Below are 1508 nucleotides of genomic sequence, written 5' to 3'. Positions count from 1 at the left end.
ATGACGTCATCCATGAAGGGGCGGGGCCGGTCAAGTGCGGTGCTTGTCCGGGTCCTTCCTGCTGCTCGTTGGGATGCGGGCGTGCTCGGCCGGGGGACGGGCTGTTCCCGTTCCCTGGTATGTGCTGTGGGCCCGCCCGCGGGCGGGCTGTTGTAGGGGTGTGCTCTTCACCAGTGTGATGCGAGGTGGCGGCGCTCCGGCTGCCGGTCATCCATCCGCCGCGCCCGCGTCACGCATGGTGCGTGGGGCGGCATGGTGTGGTTCGGCACACGGCCGGCGGGATCAATCAATCGCGCGGCCTCGCCGCGGTGCGGGGGCCAGACGTCATAGCGATCGCGCGCCGGTCGTGGGTCCGGATGCTGCTCACACCGGGTCCCGGCGGGTCAGGCAGCGGACCTCGCCGTCGCGCAGCCCGTAGTAGACCAGGGTGAGCAGCTTGCGGGCCGCGGCAGCCTTGGCGATATTGCGTGCCCCGGCGCCGCGGCGGGCCTCGATGCGGTCCTTGTGGGCGCGCATCGGGGTGCTCTCGGGGGCGTGCTGGACGGCCTCGACGGCCGCCCAGCGCACCAGCTTGGAGCCCTGCTTGGTCAGATGCCCGCGTCGGACCACCGTGTCCGACTCCCGGTGGCGCGGGGTGAGCCCGGCCCATGAGCACAGATGCTGCGGGTCGGGGAAACGGGTAACGTCGGCGATCTCGACGGTGAAGACCGCGGCCAGGACCGGACCGATACCGCCGATCTTCTGGATCGCGCGGTAGCCGGTGTCGCTGGCCAGGCGGGCGGCGATCTCCTTGTCCAGCATCCCGATCTGCTGGCCGAGTTCGTGCATCACCGCGCACAGCGCGCGCACCCGGGCCGCGTACCCGGCGGGCAGCGGCAGCTCGTCGAGGAACGCGATGCCCGTGGTGCCGAACAGGTCGCTCATCGGCACCGCGATGCCCAGCTTGCCCATCACGCCGTGAGCCTGGTTGCGGCAGCTGGTCCGCAGACTGACCAGCTTGTGCCGGCCGCGCACCAGCTCCCGCAGTTCGCGGGTCTCGGGCGGGGCCAGCCAGGCTTCCGGCAGCCGTCCCAGCCGCAGCAGGTCGGCCAGGTCGGCGGCGTCCCTCTCGTCGTTCTTCACCCGCCGGTAGCTGAACGCCTTCACCCCCAGCGGATGGGCCAGGTGCACCTCGGCCCCGGCCTCGGCCAGCGCGTCGGCGGCCCAGTACCAGCCGAGCGTGGCCTCCAGCACCACCTTCGGCTGCGGCCCGGCCTTGGCAATCTCCCGCTTGAGCCGGGCCGGATCGTTGTTGAAGCGGACCATCTTGCCCAGCCGCTGCCCGTCCGCCGCCATCCGCACCAGGACCGAGCGGCGCCGGTGCAGGTCCATGCCCACCCACTGCACACAGTCGTACGGTGAACTCATCGAGGGCCTCCCCAAGTTCGGACTCTCTGCCTGAGCCGAGCATCCTGCGCACCCGGCGGGAGCGGGAGGCCCCGCCCCTTCATCGCATCAATCGCCAAGGC

At 71.6% G+C, this 1508-nt stretch carries 1 protein-coding gene; it reads right to left on the bottom strand.

Translation table 11 applies throughout. The features are described 5' to 3' along the window. Positions 1–363: 363 nt before the first annotated feature. A complete protein-coding gene (locus tag ACFZDK_RS55835) occupies positions 364–1407 on the bottom strand; it encodes an IS110 family transposase (protein WP_390987119.1) in 1044 nt (347 codons plus the stop codon). Between the last annotated feature and the right edge of the window lie 101 nt (positions 1408–1508).

It is taken from the genome of Streptomyces sp. NPDC007901 (assembly GCF_042959465.1).
GTDB lineage: Bacteria > Actinomycetota > Actinomycetes > Streptomycetales > Streptomycetaceae > Streptomyces.
The sequence above is the reverse complement of the archived record's forward strand: the minus strand, read 5'-3'. Positions and strand labels throughout refer to the sequence as shown.